The 25,527-nt window shown below is 68.4% G+C and carries 29 protein-coding genes; 13 read left to right on the forward strand and 16 right to left on the reverse strand.

The features are described 5' to 3' along the window. Positions 1-153: 153 nt before the first annotated feature. The 8 genes from SACMADRAFT_RS25485 to SACMADRAFT_RS25520 form a co-directional block, all read right to left on the reverse strand. Positions 154-1,113 carry a glutamate ABC transporter substrate-binding protein gene (locus tag SACMADRAFT_RS25485; protein WP_009156743.1) on the reverse strand — a complete coding sequence of 320 codons (960 nt, stop codon included), beginning with the start codon at positions 1,111-1,113 and terminating at the stop codon, positions 154-156. Beyond that, positions 1,113-2,561: a hypothetical protein gene (locus tag SACMADRAFT_RS25490; RefSeq protein ID WP_009156744.1), complete on the reverse strand. Its 1,449-nt coding sequence runs from the start codon at positions 2,559-2,561 to the stop codon at positions 1,113-1,115. The genes SACMADRAFT_RS25485 and SACMADRAFT_RS25490 overlap by 1 nt, the downstream gene beginning before the upstream one ends. A gap of 116 nt (positions 2,562-2,677) precedes the next feature. Beyond that, a complete protein-coding gene (locus SACMADRAFT_RS25495) occupies positions 2,678-3,958 on the reverse strand; it encodes a helix-turn-helix domain-containing protein (RefSeq protein WP_040925894.1) in 1,281 nt (426 codons plus the stop codon). A gap of 48 nt (positions 3,959-4,006) precedes the next feature. Continuing rightward, positions 4,007-5,122 carry an acetoin dehydrogenase dihydrolipoyllysine-residue acetyltransferase subunit gene (locus tag SACMADRAFT_RS25500; RefSeq protein WP_009156746.1) on the reverse strand — a complete coding sequence of 372 codons (1,116 nt, stop codon included), beginning with the start codon at positions 5,120-5,122 and terminating at the stop codon, positions 4,007-4,009. Between the two features lie 2 nt (positions 5,123-5,124). Beyond that, positions 5,125-6,138, reverse strand: coding sequence for an alpha-ketoacid dehydrogenase subunit beta (locus SACMADRAFT_RS25505; RefSeq protein WP_009156747.1), 1,014 nt, complete (start codon positions 6,136-6,138; stop codon positions 5,125-5,127). 26 nt (positions 6,139-6,164) lie between these two features. Further along, complete coding sequence (locus SACMADRAFT_RS25510) at positions 6,165-7,160, reverse strand: thiamine pyrophosphate-dependent dehydrogenase E1 component subunit alpha (RefSeq protein WP_009156748.1); 996 nt, start codon at positions 7,158-7,160, stop codon at positions 6,165-6,167. Beyond that, positions 7,117-8,208 carry an ATP-NAD kinase family protein gene (locus tag SACMADRAFT_RS25515; protein ID WP_009156749.1) on the reverse strand — a complete coding sequence of 364 codons (1,092 nt, stop codon included), beginning with the start codon at positions 8,206-8,208 and terminating at the stop codon, positions 7,117-7,119. The genes SACMADRAFT_RS25510 and SACMADRAFT_RS25515 overlap by 44 nt, the downstream gene beginning before the upstream one ends. Positions 8,209-8,361: 153 nt before the next feature. After that, entirely contained in the window at positions 8,362-9,303 is a 942-nt protein-coding gene (locus tag SACMADRAFT_RS25520) for an acyl-CoA desaturase (RefSeq protein ID WP_009156750.1), read from the reverse strand. A gap of 283 nt (positions 9,304-9,586) precedes the next feature. Between SACMADRAFT_RS25520 and SACMADRAFT_RS25525 the strand changes: the two genes are divergently transcribed. Together SACMADRAFT_RS25525 and SACMADRAFT_RS25530 are read left to right on the forward strand one after the other, a co-directional pair. Continuing rightward, positions 9,587-9,952 carry a hypothetical protein gene (locus SACMADRAFT_RS25525; protein ID WP_009156752.1) on the forward strand — a complete coding sequence of 122 codons (366 nt, stop codon included), beginning with the start codon at positions 9,587-9,589 and terminating at the stop codon, positions 9,950-9,952. Then, positions 9,945-10,361 carry a hypothetical protein gene (locus SACMADRAFT_RS25530; protein WP_009156753.1) on the forward strand — a complete coding sequence of 139 codons (417 nt, stop codon included), beginning with the start codon at positions 9,945-9,947 and terminating at the stop codon, positions 10,359-10,361. The genes SACMADRAFT_RS25525 and SACMADRAFT_RS25530 overlap by 8 nt, the downstream gene beginning before the upstream one ends. Here the strand turns inward: SACMADRAFT_RS25530 and SACMADRAFT_RS25535 are convergent. The 5 genes from SACMADRAFT_RS25535 to SACMADRAFT_RS25555 all read right to left on the reverse strand — a co-directional run bounded on the left by SACMADRAFT_RS25535 (position 10,342) and on the right by SACMADRAFT_RS25555 (position 14,385). Beyond that, positions 10,342-10,692, reverse strand: a complete 351-nt coding sequence (locus SACMADRAFT_RS25535) for a hypothetical protein (RefSeq protein ID WP_009156754.1) — start codon at positions 10,690-10,692, stop codon at positions 10,342-10,344. The genes SACMADRAFT_RS25530 and SACMADRAFT_RS25535 overlap by 20 nt on opposite strands. A 32-nt stretch (positions 10,693-10,724) precedes the next feature. Continuing rightward, positions 10,725-11,612: a M56 family metallopeptidase gene (locus SACMADRAFT_RS25540; RefSeq protein WP_009156755.1), complete on the reverse strand. Its 888-nt coding sequence runs from the start codon at positions 11,610-11,612 to the stop codon at positions 10,725-10,727. After that, a complete protein-coding gene (locus SACMADRAFT_RS25545; RefSeq protein WP_009156756.1) occupies positions 11,609-11,971 on the reverse strand; it encodes a BlaI/MecI/CopY family transcriptional regulator in 363 nt (120 codons plus the stop codon). Before SACMADRAFT_RS25545 ends, SACMADRAFT_RS25540 begins: the two co-directional genes overlap by 4 nt. Positions 11,972-12,053: 82 nt before the next feature. Continuing rightward, positions 12,054-12,305, reverse strand: coding sequence for a hypothetical protein (locus SACMADRAFT_RS25550; protein ID WP_009156757.1), 252 nt, complete (start codon positions 12,303-12,305; stop codon positions 12,054-12,056). 19 nt (positions 12,306-12,324) lie between these two features. After that, positions 12,325-14,385: an MMPL family transporter gene (locus SACMADRAFT_RS25555; RefSeq protein ID WP_009156758.1), complete on the reverse strand. Its 2,061-nt coding sequence runs from the start codon at positions 14,383-14,385 to the stop codon at positions 12,325-12,327. A 91-nt stretch (positions 14,386-14,476) separates the two neighbouring features. On the opposite strand from SACMADRAFT_RS25555, the gene SACMADRAFT_RS25560 reads away from it, so the two are divergent. The 7 genes from SACMADRAFT_RS25560 to SACMADRAFT_RS25590 all read left to right on the forward strand — a co-directional run bounded on the left by SACMADRAFT_RS25560 (position 14,477) and on the right by SACMADRAFT_RS25590 (position 19,896). Then, positions 14,477-14,989: a MarR family winged helix-turn-helix transcriptional regulator gene (locus tag SACMADRAFT_RS25560; RefSeq protein ID WP_009156759.1), complete on the forward strand. Its 513-nt coding sequence runs from the start codon at positions 14,477-14,479 to the stop codon at positions 14,987-14,989. 82 nt (positions 14,990-15,071) lie between these two features. Beyond that, positions 15,072-16,298, forward strand: coding sequence for a cytochrome P450 (locus tag SACMADRAFT_RS25565; RefSeq protein ID WP_009156760.1), 1,227 nt, complete (start codon positions 15,072-15,074; stop codon positions 16,296-16,298). Between the two features lie 122 nt (positions 16,299-16,420). Then, positions 16,421-16,648 carry a ribbon-helix-helix domain-containing protein gene (locus tag SACMADRAFT_RS25570; RefSeq protein ID WP_009156761.1) on the forward strand — a complete coding sequence of 76 codons (228 nt, stop codon included), beginning with the start codon at positions 16,421-16,423 and terminating at the stop codon, positions 16,646-16,648. Then, a complete protein-coding gene (locus SACMADRAFT_RS25575) occupies positions 16,649-16,999 on the forward strand; it encodes a type II toxin-antitoxin system PemK/MazF family toxin (RefSeq protein WP_009156762.1) in 351 nt (116 codons plus the stop codon). A 169-nt stretch (positions 17,000-17,168) separates the two neighbouring features. Further along, positions 17,169-18,947 carry an N-acetylmuramoyl-L-alanine amidase gene (locus SACMADRAFT_RS25580; RefSeq protein ID WP_009156763.1) on the forward strand — a complete coding sequence of 593 codons (1,779 nt, stop codon included), beginning with the start codon at positions 17,169-17,171 and terminating at the stop codon, positions 18,945-18,947. Between the two features lie 124 nt (positions 18,948-19,071). Further along, positions 19,072-19,482, forward strand: coding sequence for a hypothetical protein (locus tag SACMADRAFT_RS25585; protein WP_009156764.1), 411 nt, complete (start codon positions 19,072-19,074; stop codon positions 19,480-19,482). Positions 19,483-19,563: 81 nt separating this feature from the next. Further along, positions 19,564-19,896 (forward strand): cupin domain-containing protein, encoded by a 333-nt coding sequence (locus tag SACMADRAFT_RS25590; protein WP_009156765.1) that lies wholly within the window; start codon positions 19,564-19,566, stop codon positions 19,894-19,896. A gap of 17 nt (positions 19,897-19,913) precedes the next feature. Here the strand turns inward: SACMADRAFT_RS25590 and SACMADRAFT_RS25595 are convergent, their stop codons facing one another. Continuing rightward, positions 19,914-20,615, reverse strand: coding sequence for a TetR/AcrR family transcriptional regulator C-terminal domain-containing protein (locus SACMADRAFT_RS25595; RefSeq protein WP_009156766.1), 702 nt, complete (start codon positions 20,613-20,615; stop codon positions 19,914-19,916). Between the two features lie 62 nt (positions 20,616-20,677). Between SACMADRAFT_RS25595 and SACMADRAFT_RS25600 the strand changes: the two genes are divergently transcribed. The 3 genes from SACMADRAFT_RS25600 to SACMADRAFT_RS25610 all read left to right on the forward strand — a co-directional run bounded on the left by SACMADRAFT_RS25600 (position 20,678) and on the right by SACMADRAFT_RS25610 (position 23,463). Beyond that, positions 20,678-21,655, forward strand: a complete 978-nt coding sequence (locus SACMADRAFT_RS25600; RefSeq protein ID WP_009156767.1) for a daunorubicin resistance protein DrrA family ABC transporter ATP-binding protein — start codon at positions 20,678-20,680, stop codon at positions 21,653-21,655. A gap of 16 nt (positions 21,656-21,671) precedes the next feature. Next, positions 21,672-22,538 carry an ABC transporter permease gene (locus tag SACMADRAFT_RS25605; RefSeq protein ID WP_009156768.1) on the forward strand — a complete coding sequence of 289 codons (867 nt, stop codon included), beginning with the start codon at positions 21,672-21,674 and terminating at the stop codon, positions 22,536-22,538. Between the two features lie 112 nt (positions 22,539-22,650). Continuing rightward, complete coding sequence (locus SACMADRAFT_RS25610; RefSeq protein ID WP_232285472.1) at positions 22,651-23,463, forward strand: MBL fold metallo-hydrolase; 813 nt, start codon at positions 22,651-22,653, stop codon at positions 23,461-23,463. Here the strand turns inward: SACMADRAFT_RS25610 and SACMADRAFT_RS25615 are convergent. Beyond that, positions 23,405-23,800, reverse strand: a complete 396-nt coding sequence (locus tag SACMADRAFT_RS25615) for a MerR family transcriptional regulator (RefSeq protein WP_009156770.1) — start codon at positions 23,798-23,800, stop codon at positions 23,405-23,407. The genes SACMADRAFT_RS25610 and SACMADRAFT_RS25615 overlap by 59 nt on opposite strands. Before the next feature lie 50 nt (positions 23,801-23,850). Here SACMADRAFT_RS25615 and SACMADRAFT_RS25620 point away from each other — a divergent pair, with 50 nt between their 5' ends. Then, on the forward strand, positions 23,851-24,717 hold the full coding sequence (locus tag SACMADRAFT_RS25620) for a polysaccharide deacetylase family protein (RefSeq protein WP_009156771.1): 867 nt from the start codon (positions 23,851-23,853) through the stop codon (positions 24,715-24,717). Positions 24,718-24,747: 30 nt separating this feature from the next. On the opposite strand, the gene SACMADRAFT_RS25625 is transcribed toward SACMADRAFT_RS25620, so the two are convergent. Continuing rightward, positions 24,748-25,425, reverse strand: a complete 678-nt coding sequence (locus SACMADRAFT_RS25625; protein WP_009156772.1) for a TetR/AcrR family transcriptional regulator — start codon at positions 25,423-25,425, stop codon at positions 24,748-24,750. Positions 25,426-25,527 lie beyond the last annotated feature (102 nt).

The raw sequence follows: 25,527 nt of genomic DNA on the forward strand, positions 1-25,527 counted from the left end.
TCGCTGCTGCGGAAGGGCCTGGGGTGCGCCGATGGCTCTGGTCAGCGCCTCCGCCTCCGGTGCGCTGTCGCTTTCCCTCGGCTCGCCGGGTTCCTCCAGCCGCTCGTGCCGGGACTCTCCTGGCTCCTGCGACACTGCTACCTCCGAAAGCTGTCACCGATACCTGGGTGCGGGCGGGGACGCCGGGCCGAGCCGATCGCGCAGCCAGTTGTCGTAGCTGCTCTGCCAGGCGCCGCCCCTGATGTCTTCCAGAACGGCGTTGACGAAGCGCACCATGTCCTCATTCTCCTTGGGAACGCCGACGCCGTAGAGCTCTTCGGTGAACCGGTCCCCGACGATCTTGGTTGTCGGGTCCTGCTCGGCCATCCCGGCGAGGATCGTGTCGTCGGTCGACACGGCGTCCACCTGACCTTGCTGGAGCATCACCAGACAGTCGGACCAGTCGTCGACCGAGACCGGGACCGGTTTCGGCTCGGAGTTCGCGATGTTCTCCAACGAGGTGGACTCCTTGGTGGCGCACACCCGCTTGCCTGCGAGGTCGCCGATTCCGGCTACCTTCGAGTTCTGCTTCACCAGCACCCGCTGCCCCGCCACGTAGTACACCGTGGAGAAACCGACCTTCTGCAGGCGCTGGCAGGTGATCGAGTAGGTGCGAACGACGATGTCGACGTCGCCGTTCACCAGTGCGGTATCCCGCTGCGCCGAACTGATGGCCCGGAACTGGATGGCGTCCGGATCGTCGAAAATGGCGCGGGCGATCTCCTTGGCGATGTCGATGTCGAAGCCTTCCAGCCGCCCCGTGGTGGGATCGCGGAACCCGAACAGGAAGGTGTTCTGGTCCACGCCCGCCTTGAGGTAACCGCGCTGCTTGATCTCGGCCATCGTGGAACCGGCCGAGATCGCGCCGTTGGGACTGAGACTGGCCGCGGGGTCGCAATCACTGTCACCGGAGCCACCGCCCTCGACGTCGGCCCCGATCACGGCGTTGGGTGGCATCGGACGCTGCGGTGTGCCGATGGGTGCCGGGTCCACCGGGGCGCCCGGTGAGGCGCAACCCGCGAGCAGTACGGCCAGTAGTGACAGCAGCGACAGCAGCGGTCTCGCGGTTCTCATCAGCGGTACTCCCGCAGGCGTTCGCGGATTCCGAGCGTCGAGCCGAGCGCCGCGATCACGGTGAGCACCGCGAACCCGGGAGCCAGCAAGGTCAGCGCTCTCGACCCGTTGGTGGTGTCGTCGAGGAAGTTCTGCCGCCCCGCGTTGATCGCCGCGGCGAGTTCCTTGTCGAGGCGGTTGAACGCGGCCGCGGCACTGCCGTCGGCGTCCTGTCCGGACTGCCCGCCGATCGCCATCGCGACGGCTTCCAGGTGGTTGCCCGAGGAATCCAGCGCACGCACCTTCTCGTGGGCGGTCAGCCACGCGCTCGCGGCCTCGGTGGCCGACTCGAGGTGCTGCGCCGACGACTGCCCCGCCGCGCTCTGCCGTGCCTGATCGAGCAGACCACCCTGGCCGTCCTGGCCGGCGAGGCGCTGGAACTGGGAGGTGAACTCCCGCTCGTACTGCTCACCGCCGCCCCTGGCCACCAGGGTGAGCGTCTCGTCGGCGCGGGCCTGCAGTGCCGCGATACGTGCCCGCACGAGCAGGTCCACGTGTTCGGTTCCATCTTCTCTGCCCCCGCTGACCTGCACGCTCTGCACGATCAGCGCGGTCGCGGTCCACAGCACGGCCACGCCGACGGCGACCGTGCCCGCGAGCAGGCCGACGTTGAAAACCCGGTTCGTTTTGCGCCTGAGGTAGATCTGTGTCGCCACGAGCGCCGCGAGCAGACCCAGCACCAGCACCGCGGTCAACCACGGGAAGCTGGTCGCGTCGTCCTGCTCGGCGAACAGCCGCTCGGTGTCGGTCTCGTAAAGCCGGTGCGCGGCGGGCAGGATCTTCGCGCGCATGAGCTCGGATGCCTCGCGCAGGTAGGCGGCTCCGGCAGGGAAGCCCTGCAGGTTGTTGGCCCGTGCGGTCTCGACCAGGCCGGTGTAGACCGGCAACAGCTGGTTGAGAATGTTGACCTGTTCGGCGGCCGCGGGCACGCTCGCGGAGTCGGAAGCGGCCTTGGCCAGTGCGGCCCCTGCCTTGGCGATGTCGAACTCGTAGCGTTCCCGCAACGCGGGAGCGTCCCCTCCGGTGGACAGCAGCGAACTCGCCGCCGTCGCGTCGGCGTCCGACAGCGACCGGTAGACCTGCTGCGCGGCGGCCGCGAGCGGTTCGCGGTGCTCGACAAGGCCGTCGATCGTGTTGGCCCTGTCCTGCACCGCCAGCGTGCCCACCAGGCCGGTGACCAGCGAGAGCACGATGAGGCCCGCGCCGATCAACGTCAACCTGCCCGGTGTGGTCGCGGCGGAGGCGGTGAGGTTACGAACCGCCCTGGCAGGTAGTTCCAGTAGCCACGCGAACCCGGACCTCGGTCCCTTCGGATCGTCCGGTGGACCCGAGGACGGTGTCGCAGCGCCGGGGGGCGCTTGCTGTGCGGCGGGCACGCCCGGACCGCGACCGGTCACGGCGCTCGTCATCGCGTTCCTCCACCCAGTTCAGGCACCCGCATGACCGTAGCCGAGAGCGGCGCGGCAGGAGTACGGACTCCTGCAACACGACGACATCGTGGCGCGGCCGTGACCTGCTCGGTGGATCAGCCGCCTCGGATGGCCGGTGCGGTGGAGTGCGGGAACAGCAGGTCTGGTGCGTCCGGTTCGCACAGTGAGACGTCGGTCCCGTCGGCGAACCGGTACGGCGTGCGGGCCAGGATCGCGCCCAGCTGTCTGCGTAGCCGCGACACCTCGGCCCTTACGGTGCCGGTTCTGCCGGAGTCGCCGAACAGATCCGTCGCCAGCTGGGCCGCCGACCTGCCCTCCCGGTGCTTGGCAAGCAGGTAGAGCAGTTCGGCGTGCCTCGGGCTGAGCGGCTGCGACCAGTGGCCTGCGGGCCCGGTGACCGTCAGGGTGCAGGCACGGGGATCGCGGACGTCCACGACCACGCTCGTGGCGAGAGAATCGGCACCGTTTCGGTCAGCCGCGGCGGTAAGACGCAGCAGCCAGCCGCCGGGAACCGGCTCCAGCAGGCACGTGCCGATGGCGGGCAGCCAAACCCGGCCCGCGCGGCAGTCCGATGGCAAGGCGACGCGGTCCAGGCCTGCCAGCCCGGAAACCGCGGCCACCCAACCGTGCTGGTCGACGACCATCGCCTTGCCGGACACGGACGACAACGTGGGAAGCGCACGGGCGCGCAACCGCTCCAGGTCGGCCAGGTGGGCGTTGCGCAGTTGCGCCTCGGCCAGTCCTGCGACGGCGGCGACGAGCGCGAGCGTGCTCGGGTGCACGGTGGCCGCGGGACCGGACAGGTCCACGACACCGAGCAACCTGCCGTCACGTGGGTCGTGCAGCGGCGCGGCCGCGCAGGTCCACTCGTGATGTGTGCGCACGTAGTGCTCGGCGGAGTACACCTGCATCGGGCGGCGGGCGACGAGCGCGGTGCCGATGGCATTGGTGCCGACGCTGTTCTCCTGCCAGGAGGCGCCTTCGGTGAAGCCGAGCCGGTCGGCCCTCAGCCGCACCGCCGCGCTTCCGTCCCGCCACAGCACCCGACCGTCCGCGTCGACCACCACCATGATGTGCGCGGCCTCCTCGGCCACACTGGTCAGTCCGCGCCGCAGGATCGGCAGTGCCTCGGCAAGGCCGCTTTCCCTGCGCCTGGCCTCCACGTCACCCGCGGGCAGTGGCTCGCTGTCCGCACCGCGCTCTGGGTCGAGCCCCAGCCGCCGCATGCGTCGCCAGGACTCCCCGATGACGGGCCTCGGCGCGGTCGGCGGGCGAGCGCCGGACAGCGTGGCTTCGTGCACCTTCGCCAGGACACGCGCGTATCGCCGGGGGTCCGCCCCGACCGGCACCGCTGCCTCGAGGTGCTGCTGGCGCACTCGACCAGTGTGACAAGCAGCGCAGCCAGGCGAAACCCCCGTGAACCGCTAAGCAAGCAGCCGCTCGATCACGGCCACGACCTCACCGGGCCGCTCCAGGTGCACCAGGTGTCCCGCGCCCCCCACCACGGTGACCTCGGCGAGCCCGGCCGCGTTCGACACCGGCAACACCGCGTCCTCGCGTCCCCACACCGTCGCGACCGGAGCCTGCACCCGCGACAGCAGCGGAGCAGCGTCGATGCCTTGCGCATCGCCGTCCAGCAGAGTGCCCAGCAGCGTCTCCAGCGCCCTGCCGACCCCGTCGAGGCGCTTGTACCTGAGCAGGTCGTCGGCGAGTTTCCTGGTCACCTGGCTCGGCTCGGCGAAAAGCGCTCCCAGGTGCGGCTTGAGCTCCCTTCGTGACGAGGCGGTGGCGAAACCGCGCAGGTATCCCGCGTTGATCCGGGCACCGAATCCGGCGGGCGCGACGAGCGTCAGCGAGGCCACCGCCTCCTGCCTCGCGGCGGCAGCGGCGGTCACGACCGCGCCACCGAGCGAATGCCCCACCAGGTGCGCCCGCGCCACCCCGAGTTCGGAGAGGAAACCGAGCACCGCGCCCGCAAGAGTGTCCAGCGACCCGTCACCGACGTCCTTGCTCGACTCCCCGTGTCCCGGCAGGTCGAGTGCGTACACCGGCCTGCGCAGCGCCAGCGGTTCCTGCACGAACAGCCAGGAGTTCTTGTCGCCGCCGTAGCCGTGTACCAGCACCACCGGCTCGCCGAGGCCGTCGTCGGCCTCACCCAGCGCGGCGTAGGCAAGGGTGCGGCCGTCCACCTCGACCGCCGCCGTGGTCGGTCCGGTCACCTCCTGCACCGCGCCGCTGTCGAGTTCCTGCCTTGCCAGCGTCGCGGCTGCTTCGATGTCGGCCTCGGGAACCTCGCTCGGCGCGACAAGCGCGATCGTGCCACCGACCGGGACGTCCTCGCCGGGGTGCGCGACGATCCTGCGCAACACTCCCGAGTTGGTCGCCTCAAGGGTGCCCGCGATCTTGTCGGTGTCGATGTCGGCGAGGTCGTCACCCTTCGCGATCTGGTCGCCCTCGGACACCAGCCATTCGGTGATCCTGCCCGTGGACATGGAAAGGCCCCACTTCGGCATGGCGACCTTCTCGATGGACTCGCTCATCGTCACCGCTTCCAGTCCAGCACGGTCTTCACCGCGCCCACGACCCGCTGCGCGTCCGGGATGTAGAGGTCTTCGAGCGCGTCGGAGAAGGGAACGGGCGTGTGCGGCGCTGTGACCAGCTCGATCGGTGCGCGCAGCGAACCGAACCCTTCCTTGGCCACCAGCGCGGAGATGTCCGTGGCGAGGTTGCAGCGCGGCGTGGCCTCGTCCACGACAACGAGCCGTCCTGTGCTCTCCACGCTTTCCAGGATGGTTTCCGCGTCGAGCGGGCTCGTCGTGCGCGGGTCGATGATGTCGGCCTCGATACCCGAGGCCGCCAGCTGCCCCGCGGCCTCCTCAGCGACCGACACCATGCGGCCGATGGCGACGATGGTGACGTCGTCACCCTCGCGCACCACGTTCGCCTCGCCGAACGGAATCGTGTAGCTGTCCTGCGGTACCTCGCCCGTGGTGTCGTACATGGCCTTGTGCTCGCAGAAGATCACCGGGTCGTTGTCGCGAATGGACTGGATGAGCAGCCCCTTGGCCTCGTAGGGGCTCGCCGGTACGGCGACCTTGAGCCCGGGAATGTGGGTGAAGATCGAGTACAGCGCCTGGGAGTGCTGGGCGGCCGCCCGCAGCCCAGCCCCGTACATCGTGCGGATCACGACCGGGGTCTGTGCCTTGCCGCCGAACATGTAGCGAAACTTGGCTGCCTGGTTGAAGATCTGGTCGAAACACACGCCCATGAAGTCGATGAACATCAGTTCGGCCACGGGGCGCAGCCCCCGCGTCGCCGCCCCGACGGCGGCCCCGATGAAGGCCGACTCCGAGATCGGTGTGTCCAGCACCCTGCCGGGGAAGCGGTGGTAGAGGCCCTTGGTGACACCGAGAACACCGCCCCACGCGTCGTCCTCGCCGGGACTGCCCGCACCGCCGGCGTTGTCCTCGCCCAGCACCACCACGGAAGGGTCGCGTTCCATCTCCTGTGCCAGCGCCTCGCTGATCGCCTCGCGATAGCTGATCGTGCGTGCCATGCTCGCCACTCCTTCGGGACGGGACTTCAGTACGAGACGTAGACGTCGGTCTCCAGATCGGCAGCCGTCGGCTTGGGCGCGGCCTTCGCTTCCCGCACCGCGGTGTCGATCAACGCGGACACCTCCGCGTCGACCGCGTTCAGCCGCGCCGGTTCCAGCTGTCCGGTCTCGGCGACGCGGGCGCGGAAACGCTTGAGACAGTCCAACTTCGCCCTTGCCTCGGCCACCTCGCTCGCGCGGTAGCTTTGCTGATCGCCCTCGAAGTGTCCGAAGTAGCGGGTGAACTTGATCTCCAGCAGCGTCGGCCCGCCGCCCTCGCGTGCCCTCGAGATCGCCTCACCTGCCGCCTCGTAAACGGCGAAGAAGTCGAAACCGTCCACGATCACGCCGGGCATCCCGAATCCGGCGGCCCGGTCGGCGATGTTGTCGGCGGCGACCGACCAGGTGCTGGCCGTCGCCTCGGCGTAACCGTTGTTCTCTGCGACGAAGATCGCGGGCAACTCCCACACCGAGGCGAGGTTCAACGCCTCCAGCGTCGTGCCCTGGTTGCTGGCGCCGTCGCCGAAGAAGGCGACACCGACACCGCCGCTGCGCTGCTGCTTCGCGGCCAGCGCGGCACCGCAGATCAGCGGTGGGCCGCCGCCGACGATGCCGTTGGCGCCGAGCATGCCCTTGGCCAGGTCCGCGATGTGCATCGAGCCGCCCTTGCCGTGGCACGACCCGGTGCTGCGCCCGTAGATCTCGGCCATCATCGCCAAGACGTCGACGCCCTTGGCGATGCAATGCCCATGCCCTCGGTGTGTACTGGCGATGGAGTCGCGCTCGTCGAGGTGGGAACACACTCCGGTGGCGGAGGCTTCCTCCCCCGCGTAGAGGTGCACGAAACCGGGAATCTCGCCGGTGGCGAACTCCTCGTGCAGCCGTTCCTCGAACGCGCGAATGGTGCGCATCGTTCGGTACGCCGCGAGCAGCGCGTTCTCATCGAGTTCCGGCGTCGCCGCCGTGGACAAGGTATCCGTCATCCTTGACGCTCCCTTTCGATTGCTCGATACATTGCAGGCCTTGGCGACTCGCCTCGGTCAGTACGGCGGACACGTCGACGCAACGCGGACCGTCCTGCCGCAGTCGAATCCGCGCGCTCGTCCCCCGGCGCAGTTCGATCTCTCGCTCCCCGTCGATGGCGAGCACCCCGCCGCGTGCACCGATCTCGACCTGCTCTCCCTGCCGAAACGGCCGCCACTCGCGCACACCGACGGGCACGACGAGGCCGGGAGCGATCGGCGCCCGCACGACCCACCTGGCCCGCGCAGGCGGCGCCAGCCACAGCATCACGCCGTCGGGGGTATCGCGCGGGCTCGGGCACAGTTGGCCCGCGACACTGGAGAGTCCAATGGCATCGGGCTCGGCGAACACGCAGTACAGGCGCTGCAGGCCCTCCGGATTCCACAGCGCTCGCGAACCGACGTGCGCGGAGTCCGACAGGCACACGTCCACGAGCGCGAGTTCCGTCCTCCCGCCGCAGGTCACTTCGAGCGCGTTGGCCTGCCTGGTGCCTGCCTCGGCCGCCACGGCACCGGTCGCCACCAGCCCGGCGGCCAAGCCGGCCACCGTAGCCTCGCAAAGCTGCGGAAAGGCGTTGTTCGTGCCGGTGGAAAGGGCCAGCAGAGGCACCTGCCCGCACGCCGCGGCCGCGACACGGGCGGTGCCGTCGCCGCCGAGGCAGGCTATGACACCCGCACCCTCGGCGACCATCCTGCGCACGGCGTTCGTGGTGTCCTCGGCCGTTGCGGTGATCGGGTCGTCCGCACAGAACTGCACCTTCGGCCACGGGCCTTCTCTGGCGGGCCGCCTGGTGCGGGTGGCTCGCAGCAGGGCCGCGGAGATCCCACCGAGATCGGTGGACAGCAGCGCCCTCTCGACGCCGACAGCCGCCAAAGCCGTGAGCAGCCGCCGCACCATGTTGGCCTTTTCGGCGGTCGGGAACACCGAAGCCTGCGCCACCAGGCGCCGGATGTCGCGGCCCGAAGCGGGGTTGGCCACGATGCCGACCGTGGTCCCGGTCCCGCCCACGAGCACTCACCTCCCGGCGTGTCCGGCGTCACGTACGACGCCTTTCATGGCACCTCAGGAGGGGGCCGCGAAGGAAGGGTTGCAGGGGGTTGCAACCGCGGATCGCGGCGGAGGCGAGCCGGATGAGCAGCGGCTGGCAGCCGGAAGCGATGGCTACGCGGCCGAAGCGAGCCGGTCGAGCCGGCCAGAGGTCGGCCAGCGCACGTCCCGTGCCCAGCCGAGCTTTTCGAAGATCCAGATCAGCCGGGCGGAGATGTCGATCTGGCCACGGAGCACGCCGTGCCGCGCGCAGGTGGGGTCGGCGTGGTGCAGGTTGTGCCAGGCCTCGCCGAAGGAGAAGATCGCCAACGGCCAGAAGTTCGCGGCCTTGTCCCTGCTGGCGAAGGGCCGCTCGCCGATCATGTGACAGATCGAGTTGACCGACCAGGTCACGTGGTGCAGCAGCCCCACCCGGACCAACCCGGCCCAGAAGAACGCGGTCACACCGCCCCATACCGACCAGGTGAGCAACCCGCCGATCAGTCCGGGCAGCGCCAGGCTGAGTGCCACCCACAGCGGGAACAGCCGGTCGACCGTCCGGATCGAGCGCTCGCCGAGCAGATCGGGCGCGAACCGCTCCGCGTTGGTGACCTCACGCTCGAACAGCCAGCCCATGTGTGAGTGCCAGAACCCCTTGGCCAGCGCCGAAGGGCTGGTGCCGAACAGCCAGGGCGAATGCGGATCGCCCGCGCGGTCGGAGAACGCGTGGTGCCTGCGGTGGTCGGCGACCCAGACTGTCACCGGGCCCTGCGCGGCGAAACTGCCCGCGATCGCCAGTGCGATACGCAGCGGCTTCTTGGCCTTGAACGAGCCGTGGGTGAACAGCCGGTGGTAGCCGACGGTCACGCCGAGGCCGCTGAAGACGAAGAAGAAGGCCGCAAGCCCGATGTCCAGCCAACTCAGTCCCCAGCCCCACGCGAAGGGCACGGCCACGGCCAGCGCCAGCAACGGTGCGAGCACGAAAACCTTGACCGTCAGGTGCTCCGGCAGCGACGTGCGCCCGGAGGTGATGGGTTTGGGGCGCCTCGGCTTTGTCTGGGTGTCGGAAGCGGACATGAAGACCTCAGCTTTCTCGGTGTGCTGGGCAAGGAATCGCAGGATGAGTGATGAGCACCGGCGCATCGAGCAGCCTTGGCCGCTACTGGCTTCTACCACGGACGCTACCCGAGCAATTGCCACGGCGCCATGCCACGAAGGCGCGCACCGGGTGTACGCGCAAGGGGCCACAGCAGGTGGAGTGGGGCCGCGAAGCCGCCGCGTCCGTCAACCACACCGGCTACCGGCGAAGCCGGACAAGGGAACCCCTATGCTACGGCTAGTAGTAGCCGAGGGGAGAACCGTGATCACTGGGTACGCAACGGCGGTCGCGGTGTGCTCGCTAGCCGTCGCTGCATGGAGTTTCGTGCTGGTCGCCAGAAACCGGCCACCCGCTCGGGCGCTGTTGCTCGGGCTGGCCGGGGTGGAAGTGCTGCTGGCTGTGCAGGTCGTACTCGCGATCGTGCTCATGATCAGCGGTGAGCGACCGGGGAGCATGGTGACGTTCCTGGCCTACCTGGTCGGCTCGCTGCTGGTGCTGCCGATCGGCACGGTGTGGGCGCTGGCCGAGCGCACCCGGTCGAGCACGGCGGTTCTGGGTGTCGCCTGCCTGACCGTCCCGGTGCTGGTGCTGCGCATGTACCAGGTGTGGGAGGGCGCCAATGTCTGAGCCGGCGACGGCCAGCGGTCCCGGAAGGGTCCTCGTGGCGATCTACGCGATCTTCGCCGTGGCCGCTACGTCACGCGCCGCCGTGCAACTTGCCACCCGCTTCGACGAAGCGCCCCTGCCGTACGCGCTTTCCGCCTTCGCCGCAGTGGTCTACGTGGTGGCGACCGTGGCCTTGGCGAAGGCGAGCACCACCTGGTGGCGAATCGCGCTGGCGGCGTGCTCGACAGAACTCACCGGGGTGCTGGTCGTCGGCACGCTGAGCCTGCTGGACCCGGCCGCGTTCCCCGACGAGACCGTGTGGTCCGACTACGGCAGGGGCTACCTGTTCATCCCGCTGGTGTTACCCGTGGTGGGGCTGTTGTGGCTACGCAGGACGGCGCCGAACCGGGTCACCAGAACACGGCGATGACGACGTTGGCCACCGTGAGCCCGGCCAGCGTCGCGAACAGTCCCTTACCTGAGGTCTGCGGCCTGCGCCACAGCACGTGAGCGAGAACGAGCACGAGCACCGCGACGCCGAGCTTGACCGCGACCTTGGTGTTGTTCACGTCTGCCGCGACCAGGCCCGCGGACGCGATCCCCACCAGGGCGAGGCCGGTGATCACCTGCGCTCCCGCGCTGTAGAGGGTGATCGCACCGGCGGGTCCGGCGGTTGTGGTGGCGCGCGCCACGACGCCGCTGATGATGCCCGCCATGCCCAGCAGGTGAGTCACAACGAGAAGGTCGTAAACGATTTCCATGGCAGCAAGGTACTACATCTCGTAGTAATCGATCAGTACGGTACCGCGAACAGGCTCGCGGAGGTGGCCAACGCCGTGAGCAGTAGCAGGCAGGCCAGTGGCAAGGTGATCGGAAGCCGCAGCCGTTCCGGCTGCCGCAGCCTGCGAATCCTGGCCTCCACGGGTGTGTCCGCCACCGCCAACGCGCCAGCGGGGGTGTGAGCCGTACCGTTCGCGCGAAACCGTTCGAGTGCGCTGGCCAGCGGCTCCTTGCCGTGCTGGCGTACGGCACGGTCGTCGGCACACATCTCCACGAGCAACTCGATCGCCGCACACACCCGGGTGAGCACCCGGCTGCCCGGCAACACCCTGCGCAACGCCTGAAACGGCGCAACCACCAGATCGTGCCGCTCCCGAGCGTGCGCCCGCTCGTGCGCGAGAACGGCATCCAGCTCCGCCTCGCTGAGCAACCGGCGCGCACCCGCGCTGACCACGATGCGAGGTCGCCTGCCCGGTAGGCAGTACGCCACGGCTACCGGATGGTCCACCACGAGCGCGTCCTCGCTCTGCCTGGCCACCAGTTGCAGCAGCAGCCGGTGCCGTGCCCGCGCCCGCGCGGTACCGACCACGGAAAGCAGTTGATTCACCACGAGCCAGCCCGCGACGACGAGACCCGCCGCGACGGCCGCGAGATGCCACGCGTCCAGTTCGTCGAGCCGCACCGGCAACTGGAGCAGCGCGGGGAAGATGCCTTGCCGAAACGGTGCCAGTCCGAAACCGAGCAGCGCACCGACCGCCGAGACGACGATCGTGAGCCCGCTGATCTGCCACAGCACCAGCGCGGCACGCGGATGGGTGTGGGTCCAACGGCTGTGCAGCAACCACACGGCCACCGCCGTGGCGACAAGACCAGCCCCGACCTGGTGCCCCACCAAGATCACGTCGACTCGCCCCGCTCCAGCGCCTGCCGCAGCGCGTCGGCCTCGTCGGTGCTCACCGACTGCGCGAACCTCACCAGCGCCGACCCCCTGTCGCCGGTGAGTTCCAGAGCTTGCAGCATCAGCTCGGCCACGTACTCCTCGCGGCTGGCCGCGGGCGCGTACAGCCAGGCCCTGCCCTCCCGTTCGCGCCTGACGACGTTCTTGTTCGCCAGCCGGGTGAGTACGGTCATCACCGTGGTGTAGGCCAGGTCGCGGTCGGAGAGGGCAGCGTGAACCGCGCGCACGCTCAGGGGCTCATCGTGTGCCCAGAGCACATCCATGACCGCGCGCTCCAGTTCTCCGAGCCTCGCCACGTCCATCCCTTTCGCCGTTCGTCCGGTGAGATTGAATCACGAACGCGGCCGGGGTAGGTGGGTCGTGGCGAAACGGTGGGCGAACGGCTCAGCCCGTGGTCACGGCATCGCGAGCCTGCGCGCCGAGCGCGCTCATCTGCCGGGCGCAGTGCGCGCTGCAGTAGAACCGGCCCTCGACCTGAACACCGTGGCCGACCACCCTGGCGCCGCAGTGCTCGCAGATCGGCGCGAGCTTGTGGATGGCGCACTCGAACGAGTCGAACGTGTGCCGCCCGCCGCCGGTGGTCAAGACGTCGAACGACATCTCGTAGTCGTTTCCGCAAACCTCACAGGTAGCCATACCGATGTCACCTCCGTGCTCATGCACGGGTAGGCATTCCCGAATCCGACTTGGGAAAACCCTCCCTGGCCAGCCGCGAGGGCCACCACACTTTCGGGCCTATGTCGATGGTCAGGGCGGGAACGAGCAGCGACCGGACGATGAAGGTGTCCAGCAGCACGCCGAAGGCCACGATGAAGGCCATCTGCGCCAGGAACAGGATGGGCAGCACAGCCAACGCCGAGAACGTCGCAGCCAGGACCACGCCTGCCGACGTGATCACACCTCCGGTCACGGTGAGCCCGCGCAACGTGCCCTCCCGCGTACCCCAAGCGAGCGTTTCCTCCCGCACCCGCGTCATCAGGAAGATGTTGTAGTCGATCCCCAGCGCCACGAGGAACACGAACGCGAACAGCGGAACGGCCGGATCGGCCCCCGGGAAGTCGAAGACATGGTTGAACACGAGGGCTGAGACACCCATGGTGGCCGCGAACGAGAGCACCACCGTGGCCACCAGCAGCAACGGAGCGACCAGCGCACGAAGCAGCAGCGCCAGCACGGCGAGCACCACCGCGAGCACGATCGGGATGATGACCACCCGGTCACGCTTGGAGGTCTCCCTGGTGTCCAGTTGCACCGCCGTCTGACCGCCCACCAGCGCATCCGCCCCGCGCACGTCGTGCACCGAATCGCGAAGCCGCTGCACCGTCGCGACGGCGGCGTCGGAGTCGGCCGGAGCGTCGAGCACCGCGTCGATGCGAACCAAGCCGTCCGCCGTTCCCGCGACCTCGGCCCTGGACACCCCCTGCACGCTCCTGGTGGCCGAAAGCACGGCCCGCGTCGCGTCCGCGTCGGCGATCACGATCGCGGGCGAACCAGCACCGGCGGGGAAGTGCTCGCCGAGAACCTCCTGGCCCGCGACCGACTCCACCGGAGTGAGGAACAGTTCGGACTGAGCCGTTCCCTCGGCCCTGAGTTGCGGCAGGAACGCCGCACCCGCCACCAGCACCAGCGAGGTCACCACCCACACGGTCCTGGGTGTCTTGTCCACCCTCGCTGCCACCCTGCCCCAGATTCCACCCGACTCCGGGGGTTTCGAGCCGAACCGGGGACGGAACGGCCAGAAGGCGGCGCGACCGAACAGGGCCAGCGCCGCGGGCAGGAACGTCAATGAAGCCAGCAGGGCGGCGGCGATGCCGATGGCGGCTACGGGCCCGAGGTCCTGGTTGGAGGCCAGATCGCTGAACAGCAGGCACAGCAGGCCGAGGATTACGGTGCCCGCGGAGGCGAGGATGGGTTCGAGCGTGGCGCGCCACGATTTGCGCACAGCGGAGTACCGGTCGGCAGTGCCGCGCAGTTCCTCCCGGTACCGAGACACCAGCAGCAGGGCGTAGTCGGTGGCCGCGCCGAACACGAGGATGAACAGGATGCCCTGGCTCTGCCCGTTGACGGCGAGCACCCCGCCGTCGGCGAGCAGGTAGACGACCAGACTCGCCAGCCCGAGCGCGAAAAGGGCGGAAAGCAGGACGACCAACGGCAACAGCGGGCTGCGATAGACCACGATGAGGATCGCCGCGACCACCGAGCCCGCCACCACCAACAGCAGGCCGTCGAGGCCGCTGAATGCCTCGGACAGGTCGGCGATCTGCCCGGCGGGGCCGGTGACGAACACCGAGAGCCCCTGCGGGCTCTGCTCGTCCAGCCGCTGCCGCAGTGTTTCGACGGTCGCGGTGGGGTCGCCGCTCACCGGCACGACGAACTGCAACGCCTTGTTGTCCGCGGCGGGGACGACGGGCGAGACCGGCGGCTTGACGCCCTCGATTCCGGCGACCGTGTCCCGCACCTGGCGCAGGTAGCGGCGGTCGGCCGCGGTGATGCCCGACTGCCGCTCGGCGACGACGACCGCGGGCGCGGCCTCGCTTCCGGGGAAGCGTTGCAGCAGCCGCTGCACTTCCGTGGCCTCCGCCGATTCCGGCAGGAACGCCGAGGCGTCGTTCTCCGCGATCTCGCTGAGCTTTCCCGCATAGGGGCCGCCGAAGGCTCCCACGACGAGCCACCCGATCATGATCAATGCGGGAAGAAGCCAGCGAAGCCTGCGCACCGTGCATACTCTTTCGATCGTCGAACTATTCGATTTCCGAAATATAGAGTTGGTGGTGGGTGGCGGCAAACCGGGGTAAGGAGAGTCGAGCGTGACGCCCATTGAACAGCACGAGGACGACTACAGCGACCGGTCGCTGATCCGGCAGCTGCGCAGGCTCACAGTGGAGACCGAACGGTTTTCCGACGTGCTCAGGGAAACGCTGGGGATGCACCGCACGGACTTCAGCGCACTCGCGGTGATCATGGACTCGGCAGGCGTCGGCAAGCCGCTCAGTCCGGGCGAACTCTCCGAGGCACTGCATCTGAGCCCTTCGGCGACCACGGCGTTGCTGGACCGGCTCGAAGCGGGAGGCTATGTCCGGCGCGACCGCAGCCCGACCGACCGCAGGCGGGTGGAGCTGCACCTGCGAGCGCAGGTGCAGCGCTCCGGTCGCGATTTCTTCGCTCCACTCGGGGAGCAGTACGCCGCGGCGTGGGCACATTTCGACGACGCCGAACGCGCCGTGATCGCTCGCTTCCTCTATGCGAGCACCGAAGCCACCGTGCGCGGCAGAAAAGCCCTCCCCACCGCGTCGGACGACCTTCCCGGCGCGGAAACGTGACCCTCGTCGCATCCGAAATGGCTGGGGTTAGGATCAGCGCCTTCAAGATCCGTCTCAGCCACCACCGGCCCGGGAGCCCGCGATGACAAGTACGCACCAGGAAGTCGCTACTTTGTACGGTCCGCGCTTCCAGAACAATCCTGCGGAGCTGTACCGGCAGATGCGCGAGAAGTACGGGCCGGTGGCCCCCGTGCTGCTCGAAGGCGATGTGCCCGGTTGGCTGGTGCTCGGCTACCGCGAGGTCTACTACGTGACCAGCAACCCACACCTGTTCGCCCGCACGTCACGGGGCTGGCACGGCTGGAAACACGTCTCGCCGGACTGGTCGCTGCGGCCGTACGTGGAGTACCAGCCCTCCTCGATCCTGACCGACGCCGAGGAACACCAGCGGCTGGCACCGGCGCTGCACGGTGCGCTGGCGGAGGTGGACCAGGTAGAGCTGCGCTCCCACGTGCAGCGGCTCGCCGACCAGCTGATCGACCGGTTCGCGGGCAAGGGCGAGGCCGACCTGGTCAGCGAGTACACCCATCAACTTCCGCTGTTGGTGCTGGCCAAGCTGTTCGGGCTGCCCGACGCCGAGGCCCCCGTGCTGGTGCGCGACGTGGCCGCCTCCGCCGACGAGGGTGACGAGGCGGTTCGCGCCCACCAGCGGATCGTGGAACGCATGCGCGCCCTCGTCCGGGAGAAGCGCGAGCGACCCGGCGGTGACCTGCCTTCGCGAATCCTGGAGCACCCGATGGCGCTTTCGGACGACGAGATCGCCACCGACCTGTTCCTCACGATGGGCGCGGGTCAGCTGACCACCGCCGACTGGATGGGCAACGCCCTGCGGCTGATGCTCACCGACGACAGGTTCGCGGTCAACCTCTCCGGTGGGAGGCGAAGCGTGGGGCAGGCGCTCAACGAGGTGCTGTGGGAGGAAACCCCGACCCAGAACTTCATCGGCCGCTTCGCCACCAGGGACACCCATCTCGGCGGGCACCACATCCAGACCGGCGACCTGCTTGTGTTGGGCCTGGCCGCGGCCAACACCGACCCGCACGTGCGCCCGGAGTCCTACGACAACGCCGTCGGAAACCAGGCGTACATGTCGTTCAGCCACGGCGAACACGGCTGCCCGTACCCCGCGCAGGAGATCGCGGCGACCATCGTGGAGGGTGGCATCGAGGTGGTTCTCGACCGGCTTCCCGACGTGCATCTCAGTGTGCCGGGCGAGCAGCTGGAGTGGCGCCAGTCGGTGTGGATGCGGGGCCTCATCGCATTGCCGGTGGAGTTCACCCCGACCCACACCTCCACCACGGGCTGGTAACCGCCACCCGCGAGTCCCCCGCTCCTGCCCGCGAGTCCCCCGCTGTTGCCAGCGAGTTCTGCGTCCCCGCCCGCGAGTTCTGCACTCGAGTGCCTTACCACCCCCTTCCTACCCTCGGTAGCATGGTGGGTATGAAGGTCAGCGTCAGCCTGCCGCCCGACGACATCGAGTTCCTCGACCACTACGCCCGCGAACACGAGATCGGCTCACGTTCGGCGGTGCTACACCGCGCCGTCGAACTGCTCAAGGCGGCACAACTCGGTGATGCCTACGCGCAGGCATGGCGCGACTGGGACGAAACCGAAGCGGCAGACTGGGACGCCACGGCGGCCGACGGGTTGCGACCGTAGATGCGCAGGGGCGACATCTACCTCGCCGACCTCGACCCCACGCGCGGCAGCGAAACCAGCAAGCACCGCCCGGTAGTGATCGTCAGCAACGACGGAGCCAACGGCACCGCCAGCCGACTCGGCCGGGGTGTCGTCACCGTGGTGCCCGTGACGTCGAACGTGGCCCGCGTCTACCCGTTTCAGGTGCTGCTCCAGGCGGGCGAATCCGGGTTGCGCCACGCCTCGAAGGCGCAGGCCGAGCAGGTGCGCTCGATCGCTGTCGAGCGACTCGGCAACCGCCGGATCGGCAGGCTCGGCTCCGCCTCGCTTCGGGCGCTCGACGACGCATTGCGGCTGCATCTCGCGCTCTGATCACATCGCCGAATTGTTCTTCCCGCGGCAACATTCCGATTCGGAGCCAAGTTCGTTATTTGCCAACATTGGCCCCCGAAAACTTACGAAATCGGTCGGTTACGATTCGGCGGCCGCGCGAACCGCGGCACCAATTTGTTGAGATTCGCCACCGAACTCTGGGGGTCGAGTGCGACCAAGATTCATCACCGCCGCGGTAATCGCGCTTCCGCTGGGCCTGGTGCCCGTCGTGTCAAGCGCGGAACCTCCACCCGGGACTCCGGCCGCGGTGAAACCCGTCATCGACACCGTTCCGCTCGCGGCCGCACGTGGCGTCGCAGAGTCGGGAAAGGTGCGAGAGCTGGAACCCGACCGCACGTTCGCCATGGCGGCGGTGCGCTGGACCGGAAACGCTCCCGACGTGCTCGAGGTGCAGGCCCAAGACTCCGAAGGCGAATGGGGCGAGTGGGTCGAACTGGAGACGGTGGACGGGCTCGACACGGGCAAGCCGGGCAGCCGCAAGGCGAGCGAGCCGGCATGGGTAGGCGACTCGACCGCCCTTCGGGTGCGCGCGGAACGCGACGGCTCGCCGGTGAACGCCAAGTCCTTCTCCGTAGTGCTGATCGACCCCGGGACCAGCAGCAACGACACCATCGCCACGAAGGCCGGTGTCACCACCGAGCAGCCGACGGTGATCAGTCGCGCGAGCTGGGGCGCGGACGAGTCGATCCGCACGCAGTGCTTCGCCGATCAGGGCATCGGGGTGGAGTACAGCCCCACGGTGAAGGCCGTGACGATTCACCACACGGCAGGCGAGAACGACTACACCGCAGCAGATTCCGCCAGGATCGTGCGCGGCATCTACGCCTACCACGCGCAATCCCTGCAGTGGTGCGACATCGGCTACAACGTGCTGGTCGACAAGTACGGGCAGCTCTTCGAGGGTCGCTACGGCGGCCTTGACCTTCCCGTGTGGGGCGCGCACGCAGGTGGCTTCAACAAGTACACCACCGGAATCTCGATGCTCGGCACCTACACCGACGTGGCACCCAGTGCCGAGCAGGTGGAGGCGGTTTCCAGGTTCGCGGCGTGGAAGCTGTCGCGCGGCTACCGCGACCCCGCGGGAAACGTCACCCTAGTTTCCGGCGGTGGTGGCACCGCGAAGTACCCGCAAGGCACCGAGGTCACGCTGCCGACGATCTACGGCCATCGCGACGTCGGCTACACCGAGTGCCCTGGCGAGCTCGGCTACCAGCAGCTGCCCACCATCAGGCAGCGGGTCGCGGAACTGATGGGTGACTGGACCTCCAGCCCCATCTACCAGCGCTGGCAGTCCGACGGCGCCGACTCGGGACCGCTGGGTGGCGTGTACCAGCTCGAACAAGCGGCAGCCGACGGTGGACTGCGCACGACGTTCGACTCGGGCGCCGCATCGGTGTACTGGTCGGATGGCACCGGAGCACACGTCATCCAGGGTCCGATCCGCGACACGTGGGACCGCTACGGCAGCGAGACCGGGCATCTGGGCTACCCCAAGACGGACGAGCACGCCACGCCGGACGGTGCGGGACGTTACAACCACTTCGCCAAGGCGGGCGGCTCGATCTACTGGACGGCCGAAACGGGGGCACACGAGATCCGGGGCGCGATCAGGTCGAAGTGGGCGCAGCTGGGCTGGGAACGCAGCGTGCTGCGCTACCCCAAGACCGACGAACACGGCACCCCCGACGGCGTCGGCCGCTACAACCACTTCCAGTACGGCTCCGTCTACTGGACACCCAGCACCGGAGCACACGCCATCTACGGCGCCATCAAGTCGAAGTGGGCACAGCTCGGCTGGGAACGGTCGTTCCTGGGCTACCCGACCAGTGACGAGTTCGCCATCTCCGGTGGACGCCGCAGCAACTTCCAGCACGGCTACATCACCTGGAACGCCTCCACAGGGGCGACCACGGCCTACTCCTACTGACGGGCGGCAGGCCTTGCGTCGAGCTGTCACGCCGATAGTGGTCGCGCTCCTTGCCTCGACGGCAGGGTGCGCGACCACCTCGGGCTCACCCGTTTCACTCCCACCACCGCAGGCCTCGACCTCGGTGGAGAGCACGCAGGCCGTGCTGTCCACCGAGCAGGCCGCGGCGCGCTACCTGGCGATCGTCGAGCCGTACAACCGTGCGCTGGAACGACTCGAGCAGGCGGTCAACGCCGGGCAGCCACTGTCCACGCTCAACGCCCTCGCCGCCGAGACCGCCACCGCCAACGAGCGGCACCTGCGAGAGCTGGAGTCGACTCGCTGGCCGCCCGAAGTCGATGCCGCGGTGGCTCGGCTGGTGGACGATTCGAAGGAGGCACAGCGGTACTGGCACCGGGCACAGCGGGCAGACACCCGCCAGGATCTGATCGACGCGGTGATCAGCGCCGCCGAGCACGACGGCGGGCAGGCCGCCGCAACCATCCGCGAACTGCTCGGTCTGGACGACTACGACGAGGGCACCTACGGCGGCTGAGCCCGCCTGCCGAGCGAGGTCGGCCGCGTGGCCGGTTGAACCCTTGTCGCATCCCGCGCGGTTGTGGCACACACTCGACGTATGCAGAAGTTCTCGCTTGACGCGATGGCCCGCGAACTCCTCCAACGCGCCGCCACGGCGCGTCACGGCCGAAGCGCCGACACCGTCTACGGAGGCCACGAGCACGTACTGCGGCAGACGGTGATCACCCTCACCGCGGGAAGCACGCTCGCCGAGCACGAGAATCCTGGCGAGGCGACGTTGTTCGTGCTGCGTGGCCGGGTCAGGCTGCACTCCGGGGAGGTGTCCTGGGACGGGATCTCAGGTGACCTGATCGTCATCCCGCAGGCCAAGCACAGCCTCGAGGCGTTGCAGGACTCGGCCGTGCTGCTCACCGTCGCCAAGCTCGGCTGAGCCGGCAGGCGGCGCCGTCAATCCCGGCGGCCGGGTCCTTTCGCCTCGACGCGGTCGCCCACCAACTCGGCATGCCTGTCACGGATACCCCTGATCAGCAGTGAGAGGCCGTAGTCGAACGTCTGCACAGGCGAGTCGGGACGGCCTCGGACAGCGGCGGCGAGGTACGGAAAGCGGGCGGGGTCGCGGACGAGCTCGCCGAGTTCGTGGTCGTTGACGTCGGTGTCGACCTCGCGGGCCGCCTCCGACTGCCATTCCAGGGCCATTCCCGTGATGTAGCCGCCGAGCACGAGGAACACCTGCTGCGCCTCGGCAGCGGTGAAGCCGACCGCGACCAGTTCCGCCAGTCCGGCCTCGATGTCGGGCAACGTTTCCGGTGTCGGCCGGTTTCCGGCCACCACCTGCGGCGCGTCCGGTACGGACAGCATCGCCCGAAACATCGCGCTGCACCGCTGTTCGAGCCATTCCCACCACGGTTGTCCCTCGGCGGGTCGGTTGTCCATACCGGCAAGGCCGCGCCGCAGCAGTTGCTCCGCCACCGCGTCGAGCAACTCGCGCTTGCCGGAGATGTACCAGTACAGCGTGGGCGCCGAGATACCGAGTTCGGTGGCGATGCGGCGCAGTGACACCGCCGCGAGACCGCGCTGCTCCATCAGCTCGACGGCCTTGTTCACGATCGCGGCCTTCGACACCGGTTTGCCAGGAGAGTCAGCCGACACACTTGACACCCTAACACTGTTAGAGAGATGCTTCCTCTAACGGCGTTAGGGAGAGGGGTTCCATGTCCGACCACCACGCGGTGCACGTCAGGGGACTGCGGAAGTCCTACGGCGACGTACAGGCGGTGAAAGGCATCGACCTGGACGTCGCCGAGCGCGAGATGTTCGGCTTCCTCGGCCCCAACGGGGCGGGCAAGACCACCGCGATCAAGATCCTGTGCACGATCGCCGACGCGACAGCGGGCTCGGCAACCGTGGCCGGGTGCGACGTACGCACGCAGCGAGCCGAGGTCCGCCGCCGAATCGGCGTGGTGTTCCAGGACCCGACCCTGGACACCTACCTGACCGCGGAGCAGAACCTGCGCTTCCACGGTGAGCTGTACGGGATGCCGAGGCGGCTGCTGCGCGAACGCATCACGGAGGTGCTCGACATGGTCGGTCTCGCGCGGCGAAGACATGACATCGTGCAGAAGTTCTCCGGCGGAATGAGACGCAGGCTGGAGATCGGGCGCGGGCTGCTGCACGCACCGAGAGTGCTGTTCCTCGACGAGCCGACCATCGGTCTCGACCCGCAGACGCGAGCGTCCATCTGGGACTACATCGCCGAACTGCGCGGCAAGCAGGACATCACGATCTTCGTGACCACGCACTACATGGAAGAGGCCGAGTACTGCGACCGCATAGCGATCATGAACCACGGCGAGATCGTTGTCACCGACACTCCCGACGCGTTGAAGAGCAGCGTGGGTGAGGACCGGGTACGCATCCGTACCGAGGACGACGGGCTCGCCATCGAGCGGCTACGGGAAGTGTTCGGGCTGCGGGCAGCGATCCACGACGGCATGGTGACGTTCTCGGTGAGCGAGGGAGCGCAGTTCGTACCGAGGTTGTTCTCCTCGCTCGGAGTCGCCATCGACACGGTCACGGTGACCAGGCCCAGCCTCGACGACGTCTTCATGGCCTACACCGGTCGCACCATGTCCGACACCGAGCAGGCGGGCGACTCGAGCACGTTCGCGCGCATGCTGGCCAAGCGCTGATGCCCAGGAGCACACCATGACCGCGCCGAACACAGTCGACGAAAGATACCCGGTGCCCGCAACGCCCGGCGGAATCGCGCACGAGCTGCGCGCCACCGCGATGGTGTGGCGCAGGGAGCTGATCCGCTTCCGGCACGACCGGACCCGGATGTTCGCACTACTGTTGCAACCACTGCTGTTCCTGTTCGTGATGGGCACGGGACTGTCCAGCGTGGTCCGCGACACCGGAGGGCTGGACTTTCGAACCTTCCTGTTCCCCGGCGTGCTCGCGATGTCGGTACTGTTCAGCGCGGCCTTCGCGGGCATCTCACTGGTGTGGGACCGCGAGTTCGGCTTCCTGCGGGAGATGCTGGTAGCACCGGTGAGCAAGTCGGCGATCATCCTCGGCAAGTGTCTCGGTGGTGCCACCACCGCCACCTTGCAGACGGTGGTGCTGCTCGCACTCGCCGGGCTCGTCGGGGTTCCCTACGACCCGCTGCTGCTGCTCACACTGCTGGCGCTGCTCTTCGTCGGCTCGCTCATGCTCACCGCACTCGGGGTGCTGATATCGGCACGTATCAAGCAGTTGCAGGCGGCCATGCCCGCCACCCAGCTCATCATCACCCCGATGATGTTCCTGTCCGGCGCGCTGTTCCCGATGAGCAACCTGCCGGATTGGCTTGCCGTCCTCACCAAGATCAACCCGTTGACCTATGTCGTGCAACCCATGCGCGCGGTGGTCTTCGACCACATCGACATCACACCGGCCGCACTCGCCGCCTTCGACCCGTCGATCACCTGGGCCGGGTGGCAGGTGCCGATCGCACTGCAGGTCCTGGTCGCGCTTGCCTGCACCGGCGCGATCGTGGTCGCGGGTGTCGCGCTGTTCAACCGAACGGACTGAGACCGCAAGGAGCGACCCCCCATCCCTCGCACCGAAGGAGACCACGTTGCGGTTGCGACGACGACCGGTTGTCGCCGGTGCCACGACATGCTCTGTGGGCAGGCTCGGTGTCGTGGCACTGCTGGACGCCTCCGGGCCGTTCTTCCGGCCGAGGGAGGAGGTACTGCTCGGCGCGACGGAGGCCGACTGGCGGCGTGCCCGGCGGGTCGATCCGGGGGCGTTCGGCGCCGACGGCGAGTGGCTGCTGGACTTTCGCTGTTTCGCGGTCCGCCGCCCGGGTGGGCAGGTGACCCTGATCGATGCCGGGGTGGGCCCCGAGGGCAGCCCCGCTTCCGGTTGGGCGCCGGTGCCGGGAAACCTGCCGCGGCGGCTCGCCGCCGCGGGGATCGACCCGCTCGACGTGGACCTCGTGGTGCTCACCCACCTGCACGGTGACCACCTCGGCTGGTCGGTACTCCCCAGCGGGGTACCCATGTTCGGCAACGCGCGCTACGCGGTACAGCGGGTCGAGATCACCGCGCTACGGGACAACGGCGACGAGGTCATCGAGCCGCGAGTGTTGCAACCGTTGCGGCGCACCGGTCAACTGCAGGTGATCGACGGCCGCACCCGCCTGTTCGGCGGGGCGGCGGAGGGAATCGTCGCGGTGCCCACCCCCGGCCACACCCCGGGACACCAGTCCGTGCTCGTCGAGGCGGGACGCCGCCGGGTCGTCGTCACCGGCGACGTCGCGGTGCACGCGGTGCAACTGGTCAACCCCGACGTCGCCTACCACTACGAGTCGGACCCCGACACCGCGAGGCGGACCCGGCGCACGCTGTTGGCACAGGCCCGCCGAAAACGCACACTGCTGGCGACCTCGCACCTCACGGAGCCGTTCGTCCGGGGTCGCCTGCCTCGCCAGGGGATCGCCTCGCCGCGTTGATCACCTCGTCGAGCACTTCGCGAGAGTTGGCCAGTTCCTTGATCACCCGGTTGATCCGGTCGCGTTCGGCGACCAGGTCGGTGACCAGTTGCGCGGTCGCGATCTCCGACGGCCCGCCGTCGGCGTCGCGCATGCAGGGGAGCAGCCGCGCGATCTTCTTGCTGTTCAGCCCTGCGGCGAACAACTCCTGGATGCGGATGACCCTGTCGACGGCATGTTCCGGATAGTCCCGATGACCGCCCGTCGTGCGACCCGCAGCCAGCAGACCTTGCTGCTCGTAGTAGCGAAGCGAACGCTCACTGACCCCGGTACGCCGGGCAAGCTCACCGATCCGCATGTCACCTCGAGGTTGACTCTGACATTGATGTCAGATTTTACCGTGGCCGTATGACGAACACAGCCGGCAATCAACTCTTCCACTACAGCCCGATCACCGAACGCCCCGCCATCAACTGGCCCGGCGGAGCCAGGGTGGCTGTCTACGTCGGGCTCAACATCGAGCATTTCCTCCTCGACCGGCCTTCGACGAGCATCTGGCCAGGCACGGCCGAACTGGTCCCCGACGCGCTCAACTACGGGTGGCGCGACTACGGGGTGCGCGTGGGTATCTGGCGTACGATCAAGACCCTGGACCGCTACGGGATCCGCGCGAGCGCGTTGCTGAACTCAGCGGCGGCCGAGCACTACCCGCAGATCGTCAAGGCGGGCATGGACCGGAACTGGGCCTGGCTCGCGCACGGGCGGACCAATTCGATCCTGCACAGCGGAATGAGTCGCGACGAGGAACGTCGAGTCCTCACCGAGATCGTTGACACGATCACCGCCGCGACCGGCCGCCATCCGCTCGGCTGGATGGGTCCCGGCCTGACCGAAACATTCAACACTCCCTCGCTGCTGGCAGAGCTCGGCTTGACGTACACATTGGACTGGACCAACGACGACCAGCCGTACGACCTGGAGGTACCCGGGTTGATCAGCGTTCCGTACTCGGTGGAGCTCAACGACCTGCTGTTGTTCGCAAGGGGGCTGAGCGGACCGGAGTTCGTGAGGCTGGTGCAGGACCAGTACGAGCAGCTGCGCGCCGACTCCGAGCACGGCGGCCGCGTCATGGCACTGGCCCTGCATCCGTTCGTGATCGGGCAGCCGTTCCGAGCCAAGTACCTGGATCAGGCACTGCGATACCTCGCCGAGCAGCCCGACAGCTGGCTCACCACCAGCGACGAGATCGCCGAGCACTACCGAAGCACACGCTGAGCCCGCGTGCAGCCCCCTCGCCGAGCAGCCTCAGCGCCGCGGCCTCGGTTCCAGCATGGGGACGAGGTACCGCCTGGCCACCTCGGCCAGTTGTTCGTCGTCCTCGATGTCGATGATGTGGCTGGGAATCGCCAGGAAAGACGCGGATATCCGAACCATCAGCTCGGCCACGAGGTCGGTGTCGAGTTCCTTCGACACGTTGCCCGCGTGTTGCTCGTGTCGCAGCTGACCCGCGACGAACTCGCGAACGGTGGCAAGGGTTCGCCCGCCATCACTGATCATGGAAGGCGCGACCAGGTCCGGTTCGACCGCGAGCAGCCCGCCGATCAGCGGGTTGCCTCGGATCGCGCGCAGCGAGCTGACGAAGCCGAGCACCACCCGGTCGGCGACGGACTCGGCCTGCTGGATGTCGAGCAGGAACTGATCGAAGTATCGACGGAACTCTCGCCGGACCACCTGTTCCACCAGCACGTCCTTGGTGGCGAACCGGCGGTAGACGGTGATCCGGGAAACGCCTGCGCGTTTGGCGACGTCTTCCATGGTGGAACGCTGGATGCCCATCCGGCAGAACTGCTCGTACGCCGCGTCGAGCACGCGGGCTCGGGTGGGGTCCAGGTCATCGACCTGCTCGACGGCGTCGATGAAGGCGCGCTCCAGTAGGGACTCGGGCCCCGAGGCCGCTCCGGCGCCGGACAGCGAACGTTCCACGACACCTCCTGAGACTGCCGATTCTGCCTCAATCGCCGACGGTCGCCGCCACGGTGGGCCTTGTGATGCGCACCATGGTGTGCTCTCATGGTGATACACAGA

Source organism: Saccharomonospora marina XMU15 (genome assembly GCF_000244955.1).
In the GTDB taxonomy this organism is placed as follows: Bacteria; Actinomycetota; Actinomycetes; order Mycobacteriales; family Pseudonocardiaceae; genus Saccharomonospora_A; species Saccharomonospora_A marina.

What these genes read in the sequence shown, in the direction of transcription:
- SACMADRAFT_RS25485 (WP_009156743.1), bottom strand. Translation starts at nt 1,113, where the DNA reads ATGAGAACCGCGAGACCGCTGCTGTCGCTGCTGTCACTACTGGCCGTA.
- SACMADRAFT_RS25490 (WP_009156744.1), bottom strand. Translation starts at nt 2,561, where the DNA reads ATGACGAGCGCCGTGACCGGTCGCGGTCCGGGCGTGCCCGCCGCACAG.
- SACMADRAFT_RS25500 (WP_009156746.1), bottom strand. Translation starts at nt 5,122, where the DNA reads ATGAGCGAGTCCATCGAGAAGGTCGCCATGCCGAAGTGGGGCCTTTCC.
- SACMADRAFT_RS25505 (WP_009156747.1), bottom strand. Translation starts at nt 6,138, where the DNA reads ATGGCACGCACGATCAGCTATCGCGAGGCGATCAGCGAGGCGCTGGCA.
- SACMADRAFT_RS25510 (WP_009156748.1), bottom strand. Translation starts at nt 7,160, where the DNA reads ATGACGGATACCTTGTCCACGGCGGCGACGCCGGAACTCGATGAGAAC.
- SACMADRAFT_RS25520 (WP_009156750.1), bottom strand. Translation starts at nt 9,303, where the DNA reads ATGTCCGCTTCCGACACCCAGACAAAGCCGAGGCGCCCCAAACCCATC.
- SACMADRAFT_RS25530 (WP_009156753.1), top strand. Translation starts at nt 9,945, where the DNA reads ATGTCTGAGCCGGCGACGGCCAGCGGTCCCGGAAGGGTCCTCGTGGCG.
- SACMADRAFT_RS25535 (WP_009156754.1), bottom strand. Translation starts at nt 10,692, where the DNA reads ATGGAAATCGTTTACGACCTTCTCGTTGTGACTCACCTGCTGGGCATG.
- SACMADRAFT_RS25545 (WP_009156756.1), bottom strand. Translation starts at nt 11,971, where the DNA reads ATGGACGTGGCGAGGCTCGGAGAACTGGAGCGCGCGGTCATGGATGTG.
- SACMADRAFT_RS25550 (WP_009156757.1), bottom strand. Translation starts at nt 12,305, where the DNA reads ATGGCTACCTGTGAGGTTTGCGGAAACGACTACGAGATGTCGTTCGAC.
- SACMADRAFT_RS25565 (WP_009156760.1), top strand. Translation starts at nt 15,072, where the DNA reads ATGACAAGTACGCACCAGGAAGTCGCTACTTTGTACGGTCCGCGCTTC.
- SACMADRAFT_RS25570 (WP_009156761.1), top strand. Translation starts at nt 16,421, where the DNA reads ATGGTGGGTATGAAGGTCAGCGTCAGCCTGCCGCCCGACGACATCGAG.
- SACMADRAFT_RS25575 (WP_009156762.1), top strand. Translation starts at nt 16,649, where the DNA reads ATGCGCAGGGGCGACATCTACCTCGCCGACCTCGACCCCACGCGCGGC.
- SACMADRAFT_RS25590 (WP_009156765.1), top strand. Translation starts at nt 19,564, where the DNA reads ATGCAGAAGTTCTCGCTTGACGCGATGGCCCGCGAACTCCTCCAACGC.
- SACMADRAFT_RS25600 (WP_009156767.1), top strand. Translation starts at nt 20,678, where the DNA reads ATGTCCGACCACCACGCGGTGCACGTCAGGGGACTGCGGAAGTCCTAC.
- SACMADRAFT_RS25605 (WP_009156768.1), top strand. Translation starts at nt 21,672, where the DNA reads ATGACCGCGCCGAACACAGTCGACGAAAGATACCCGGTGCCCGCAACG.
- SACMADRAFT_RS25615 (WP_009156770.1), bottom strand. Translation starts at nt 23,800, where the DNA reads ATGCGGATCGGTGAGCTTGCCCGGCGTACCGGGGTCAGTGAGCGTTCG.
- SACMADRAFT_RS25620 (WP_009156771.1), top strand. Translation starts at nt 23,851, where the DNA reads ATGACGAACACAGCCGGCAATCAACTCTTCCACTACAGCCCGATCACC.